The 7,691-nt window shown below is 42.0% G+C and carries 3 protein-coding genes and 1 pseudogene; all 4 read left to right on the forward strand.

The genetic code is table 11. The annotated features are described in order from the left end of the window. Nucleotides 1-21: 21 nt before the first annotated feature. Complete coding sequence (locus AB4238_RS01465) at nt 22-1,245, forward strand: porin (protein ID WP_372030734.1); 1,224 nt, start codon at nt 22-24, stop codon at nt 1,243-1,245. A 1,002-nt stretch (nt 1,246-2,247) separates the two neighbouring features. Beyond that, nucleotides 2,248-5,097, forward strand: coding sequence for a TonB-dependent receptor domain-containing protein (locus tag AB4238_RS01470; RefSeq protein WP_372030735.1), 2,850 nt, complete (start codon nt 2,248-2,250; stop codon nt 5,095-5,097). Between the two features lie 1,115 nt (nt 5,098-6,212). Continuing rightward, nucleotides 6,213-7,283 (forward strand): annotated as a pseudogene (locus tag AB4238_RS01475) (group II intron reverse transcriptase/maturase); the annotation flags it as partial. 136 nt (nt 7,284-7,419) lie between these two features. Then, on the forward strand, nt 7,420-7,691 hold a 272-nt coding region (locus tag AB4238_RS01480), incomplete at its 3' end, for a transposase family protein (RefSeq protein WP_372030736.1).

A 7,691-nucleotide genomic window follows, 5' to 3' on the forward strand; every position in this document is an offset into this window, starting at 1 on the left:
TAATTAAAGGTTAGGCATTACATGAAAAAGACTTTAGTAGCATCGGCTTTGGCCGCAGTGATCTTTGTACCAACAGCATCAGCAATCGAAATCTATAAAGACAGTAAAAACGCAGTTGAAATCGGCGGCTTCATTGATGCTCGAATCATTAACACCCAGGGTGATACTCAAGTCGTAAACGGCGCTTCACGCATTAACTTCGGTTTTACTCGTGAAATGAGCGACGGTTGGAAGGCCTATACCAAACTAGAGTGGGGCGTAAACCCATTCGGTAACAGCTCTATCGCATACAGCAGTGAAAGTAACTTTGAATCTCAAAGCAGTGACTTTCTTAATAACCGTTTAGGTTATGTTGGTTTGAGCCACGATACTTATGGTTCTATCACCATTGGTAAGCAGTGGGGCGCTTGGTACGATGTTGTTTACAACACTAACTACGGTTTTGTTTGGGATGGTAATGCCTCTGGTACTTACACATACAACAAAGCAGACGGTGCAGTAAATGGTACTGGTCGTGGCGACAAGACTGTTCAATACCGTAATGCATTCGGTGATTTTAGCTTCGCGCTACAAGCACAGTTAAAGCAAGACAGCTTTAATGTAGATGAAGAGCAAGATGGTTCTTCTCCTATTTTGCCAACGGCTAACTTTATGGCTGTTAAAGCGATTGGCACGAATACTACTGATGCTGTAACAACAGTTGAATACAACTACACCTACGGTGGTGCGGCAACTTATAACGTTACTGATAAGCTTACACTTACCGCTGGTTTCAACTTAGGCGAGTTTGAAGCTACAACATCAGCTGGCCAGCGTTTCACTGAAACAGATTCTATTTATGGTGCAGGTATCACTTGGGGTAACTGGGACGGCGAAGGCTTCTACGGCGCTGCAAACGTTAACAAGCAAGAATTCCATGATACAGACAACCTAGGTCGCATTCTTCCAGAAGCTTGGGGTGTAGAATCACTGTTCTCATACAAATTTGATAACGGTATCCGTACCTTCGTTTCTTACAACATTTTAGATGCGGGTGACGAGTATGAAGCTGCATATAATGGTGACGTGTTTAAACGTCAGTTCGCAGTAGCGGGTATCCACTATGTTTGGGATTCAAACACCGTACTTTACCTAGAAGGCCGTAAAAACTTTAGTGACTTCACAAGCGCAGATAAAGCGCAGCAAGCCGCTATGGAAATATCTGAAGATGACGGTATCGCAATTGGTATTAGATACTACATGTGATTATGGGCGCAACTACTCTCGTTGAGTTCTAACTTGAGTTATACCATTTTAAAAGCCAGTAACTTATGTTACTGGCTTTTTTGTTACCCCCCAATTCGAGGTTGTAAAGAAGGGGAATCTTAAAATTCTGATTGTTAATCAATCATTGAATGCATACTGCAACTTGAACCGCTTTAGCCACACATACCTCTATCCGTATAGCTTCTAACCTGACAGTAGCCTCTCTACTTTAACCATAAGTGACTAACGTGCTAAATCTATGGAAGGCGATTGATATGCATGCCTAGGTTTTCGTTTCGAATTATATTTAGAAGAGTGACAAGCTTGTAACATGCCTGTTCGCTGCTTGATTTTTGGGCAGCTAGTACGTTTTAGATAAAAAAATGTATTTTTTTATCTTGGATTTAGCGCTGGAGGGTTTACTCCTTTGTTTACAGTGGTTTATTGCTGTTTATTGTTTTTGGTAAGTGAACCCTAACCCGTAACAATATGTTTACGTATGGAGTGTGAACTCTAGAAGGAGTAGGTTGTTTATAGGACAGCATAAACAAATATTGACTGTATGTATCACTGACTTTTACGTTGTTTTTCATATTTTCTATCGAACTTCACCATTATTTTTTATCACTTAATTTGCATAAGGTACAACTTTCGACTTCTTTTTTTTGGTTTTTTATTCGTTGTTTTACAGTCGCTTAGGTTTAACGTTTTGCGCAGGGAAGAAGTGTTCTGTGCTTTTGTTGATGTTAATTACCTAACTCCAGCCTTTTAGTTTTACCTTTATGTTTAGTCAGCATTAGCGGCTCAGGCTGCTCCCCTTATTTGCTATAAACGCATGAATGCAACTTTAAAGCTACAACCTTTGCGTGATATTGAACACTCTGTTGTAAAAATGTTTCGGTTGTGTTTTTATTTGTGTGCAAATAAGGCTGGGTGTAACTTTTTGTTAATAATTTGGTCTGTTTGTATAAAACAATAAAAGAAAGTCCAGGGAGATTTACAATGTATAAGAATAACTTACTAGCTAATTCAGTGCGCTTAGCACTTGTTAGTGGTGCAATGACTGCTGCTTTTGCTGCTCCAGCAGTACTCGCGGCAGAAGAAAGTACTGTTGAACGTATTGAAGTAACAGGTTCACGTTTGAAGCGTACTGACCTAGAAACGACGGTACCAATCACGGTGCTATCTCGTGAAGATATTTTACAAACTGGTGCAATTAACGTAGCTGATGTTCTTAACCAGTCACCAGTCGCTTTTGCCGGTTCAGATCAGTCAAACTCAGCATTTACAACTTCTGCTGTAGGCCTTAATACTACCGCATTGCGTAATTTAAGTGATGAAAGAACTCTAGTTCTAGTTAATGGACGTCGTTTTGTGTCTGGTAAGTCTCCTAGCGACGGTTATGCAGTCGATTTAAACTCGATTCCTACGTCAATGATTGAGCGAATCGAAATTCTGAAAAGTGCATCTTCTGCGATTTATGGTTCTGATGCTGTAGCTGGTGTTGTGAACATCATTACTCGCAAGGATTTCGAAGGAGTAGAAATTAACGCTCAAGCAGGAACATCTGGAGAAGGAGATCGTAATACTAAAACTGTTAGTTTTACTACTGGTGGAAACTGGGGTAATGGCAACGCTTGGGTTTCATTAGGTTATGATGAAGATGACGGTATTAAGTCAAGTGACCGAGATTTCTCGAACCAAGATATTGGTTGGATATTAGACGATAATGGAAATGAAGTTATCGGACCTATTGAGTCTTCTTACCCTCCAGAAGGTCGAATTACTTATAAAGACCTAAATGATCTGGATGAAGATGGCGATCCTATCACTAAGAAATTAAATGCTGATGGTACCCCTTACAGTGGAAACTTCAACCGCGCACAGTATCGTCAATTAGTCACACCACTTAATCGCAAATATGCGGCGGCTGGTTTGACTCAAGAGATAAATGATGATGTTTCAGTCTTTACTGAAATAAACTGGAACTCAACAAGCACCGATGGTTCGACAATTGAACCGACACCTTTGCATGTAGTAAATGATATCTGGTTAAAAGACCGTAACGGTACTGCGGGTATGGATGTTAACTCACCATTGATCCCTGAAGAGCTTCGTGCGCAGTTGATCGCTGGTGGTGTAACAAATTTAAATGAGACAACTTTTGTACGCCGTATGGTTGAACTCGGTGCTCGTTCTACTGATGTAGAGCGTGATACTATTCGCGTAGCAACAGGTTTTGACTGGGCGATTAGTGATACATGGTCAAACAATTCATACTTCAGCTGGGGTAAAACAAATCAGCTGCAAGAGAATGGTGGTCAGGTTAACATTGAAAGAGCAGCTCAAGCGCTTGATGTGATTAAGGATGCTGAAGGTAACCTTATATGTGCCAATGAACAGGCTCGTTTGCAAGGTTGTACACCTTTGAATTTGTTCGGCGGTAATACAATTAGCCCTGAAGCTGCTGCTTATGTATTTGTTCCAGCTAAAGCAGCTGGCCAAACAGAGCAGTTTGTTTTGTCAACGTCATTTAGCGGTGAAGTACCTCTAGAACTCCCTGGTGGAAATATTGGACTTTCTGTCGGTGGCGAATACCGTGAAGAAACTGGTAGCTATAGTCCTGGAGATATGGCTCAGTTAGGTGCTTCAAGCACCAACAAATCAGCACCGACCTATGGCAAGCTGATCACTAAAGATATTTATATCGAAACGTTACTACCCCTTTTAGATAATTTAGAACTAGATTTAGCGGCGCGCTATGGTGATCACTCAATTACTGGTGGTGACGTTACATGGAATGCTGGTATTAAATATTCTCCATTTGATACATTTAGCGTAAGAGCATCTGCTGCAACAGCAATTAGAACACCTAATATTTCAGACTTATTTGGTGGTAGAGGTGAAACTTTCGCTTCTGTATCAGATCCGTGTAGTGGTGTAACTGCAACTACTGCAGGTAACGTTGCTGATAACTGCCGTTCAATTTCTGCTATCAATGATCGAATTGTTAAAGATGGCACATTTGAGTTAACTCAAGCAGAAAAGCAGGGAACCGGCGGAACTACAGGTGGCAGCCCAGATGTTAAAGCTGAAACCGCTGAAACATACAGTGTTGGTGCTATCTGGCAGGTAATCGACGATCTTTCGCTTACTGTTGATTATTACAATGTTGCAATTGATGATGCTATTACTAGTACTAGTCGTTCAACTGTTATGAGACGTTGTTTTGAAGTGTCACCTACAGATTTCGATCCAAGTTGTGCTGGTGCGTCAGTTCGTAATGAAGATGGTGCTCTTACATCAGTAGATTCAGGAACTGGCAACGAGAACCAAATTGATACTTCAGGTATCGATGCTGATATTACTTATAGCATGGATCTTGGGCCGGGGACATTCAGCACTCAATTGGTTTGGAACTACACAATTGAATATGTAATCACAGGTATCGAAAGTGGTGAAGCTGTTGATTATGTGGGCCAAGTATTAACTCCGGAGCATCGTGCTAACTTAAATCTTGCATACGGCATCGACGACTTTAGTTTTGCATGGCGCATGCGCTACTGGGACGAAGCAGTTGATTCAATCAATGGTGAGAACTTCAACTTTAACTCAGGTCAGCCTTTAACTGTTGGTAATGAAATTGACGCCGTAGTCTATCATGACATCAATGCTCGTTATAACTTTAGCAATGGAATTGAAGCTTTTGTTGGTGTGAAAAACTTGTTTGATAAGCAACCACCTCTGTTACCTCAGGGGACAGTAAATGGCGGCACTGGTATCAACACCGCTTCTGAAGCTTATGATGTGACAGGCCGTTACTTCTACGCAGGTGTTAACTTCAAGTTCTAATTGCGGACTCGTAGTGACAAGTTGTATGTTTTTCATTTCATACAATGAACAATGAAAAGGTTAGCGTCGTTTAGATGCTAACCTTTTCTTTATTAAAATTTTTCGATTTAATGATTGGTATTACACTTGTTTGCTAGGGGCTTTTGTAAGCCCTTAGCTATTTAGACACTTTCTTATTTTCCCCAAATATAGCTTCTTGAGCTCATCGAAGACGCTCCGTATTATCCTACTATGATGCTGCTCTTAATTGTGGGAATGTACTTTTTATTCAATGTTTTAGCGCGAATATAGGCTCTGGTTTTGTAGACTTTCGCGTAATCCTAGCTTTTACCGTAATGAGAAAGCTCCCAGTAACTGCTTTATTATGACCGTTAGTAATAGTCCCCCTTGATTGTTCACTTTAAGAAAACTACGCTTATCGGAGCCAGTATAAAGCATATCTTGATCGCAACGGATGAGCACTTTCTGTTGGCGAGCTTTCCAAGCAACCATCAGTATTGCTTAAATAGCTAGATTGGTCCTTGCTGTACTTCTCAATGCCGAACAGACCGGTAACAATAGTGAGGTAAAGTTAACCTTCATGAGTCCGAATATAGTAAAAATTGGTCACCAATACGTTATTGGGTGTGTGACGTGAGGTCGTATAAAGCGCTGTTCAACGCTTTAGAGTGAACCATCTGTATCACCAGATGAACCTCGGAGCCTGAATAAAGCAGCGGCTCTGGCAATGTAACGAAGATAGGTTTAAAACTTGTCGGGGGCTAAATCGTGAGACAAAGCCCCCCCTGATAACCACAAATCGGGTGAGTGCTAGGTTGTCAGTATGATGAACATAAGTGAATCCGCATAAGGTGCGTTATACGTTGAAACAGCGGAAGTGGTTTACACGCTGTGGCCAAAAGGCAATGAGAGTCGGAAAGAGGTTGCCCCATACTCTTTCGTGATCGCTGAACTCTCTGCACTATAGCGGTGCAGGTATAGGAGGTTGGAAAAAGCAAAAGCTGCATTGTAACGATGCAGATACAGACTGGTGTCTGATCACGAAAGTGAGCCCACTTCCGAATGGTCTCCCGTTGCAAGATAATTTGAAGAACTTTATTCAAGGAGAAACGCAAATGATGATTTCAACAGAGATTAGTGCCTCTCCTGACAGCGAACAATGGCAGTCCATAGACTGTCGTTGAACCGCATGTATTAAAGCTTCAAATGCGTATTGCAAAGGCAACACGAGAAGGTAAACACGGTAAGGCGAAAGCATTGCAATGGATACTGACTCACTCGCGTTCAGCAAAACTTCTTGCTGTTAGACGAGTATAAAAAAGCAAAGGCAGTAGAACGCCTGGAATAGATCGTGTCATCTGGAACACGGATGCACGCCGCATGAAAGCAGTAAATCAATTGAGCAGGAAGGCATATCAAGCCAAACCACTTAAGCGTATCTATATCCCCAAAAAGAATGGCAAACTCAGACCTCTTGGTATCCCATGCATGATAGACAGAGCGCAACAAGCGCTCCACCTTCTTGCATTAGAGCCTATATCAGAGACGTTTGCCGACCCTAACAGCTATGGATTTAGACCCAATCGTAGCACTGCCGACGCAGTCGATCAGTGCTTCAAATGCTTGGCTCTAAAGAGATCAGCGCAATGAGTTCTTGAGGGAGACATCAAATCCTGCTTCGACAAAATCGGGCATCAATGGCTAATGGATAATATCGCCATAGATAAACGAATGTTGGGACAATGGTTAAAGTCTGGTTTTATGGATAAAGGGTTGTTTTATCGTACTGATGAGGGCACGCCACAAGGAGGAGTAATATCCCAACCTTAATGTTAATGACACTTGCTGGACTTGAGCAGCGCATAAAGTCTACAGCACTCAAAAAGGGTGCCAGAGCCAACTTTATTGGATACGCCGACGATTTCGTCGTCACTTGCGCTTCAAAGGAAGTGCTCGAGAACGATATCAAACCGTTGATAGCTGATTTCTTAGCGGAAAGAGGCTTAACACTCTCCGAAGAGAAAACGCATATTACCCACATCAGCAAGCGTTTTGACTTCTTAGGGGTCAATCACAGGAAGTACAAAGGGAAATTGCTCATTAAACCGAGTAAATCCAATACCTTGTTGTTCTTGAGTAACCTGCGCGAACTCATCAAAAAGCACGCAACCATCAAGGTTAACGATCAGGGGTAACGCATGATCACCTTTTGAGCAACTTGATCATACTTCGAACAGTTGAGCATGCGTATTAGCATTGTTTTTTGGCAGGCGATCCGCAGACCGGTATATAGTAGAGATCTTAACCAATCGGTGTCTACAGATGTCCCAAAAACCGTTGGTCGAATACCTTGATTCCTTAGATGACCCACGTCTGGAGTCTAAGTGCTCACATGTCCTCTCAGAAGTGGTGTTCATGGCAACATGCGCCATGATGTGTGGGTTTGACACATGGACTGAGATCTCACTCTTTGCTCAGGAACGGGAAAAATGGTTCAAGAAATGGCTGTCTCAGCGAGGTGGTATCCCATCCCACGACACATTTAACCGAGTGTTTGCGATTTTGCCCCCGGATAGTCTTATACCAATTGCATT

This window comes from Shewanella sp. 10N.286.45.A1, assembly GCF_041470405.1.
In the GTDB taxonomy this organism is placed as follows: domain Bacteria; phylum Pseudomonadota; class Gammaproteobacteria; order Enterobacterales; family Shewanellaceae; genus Shewanella.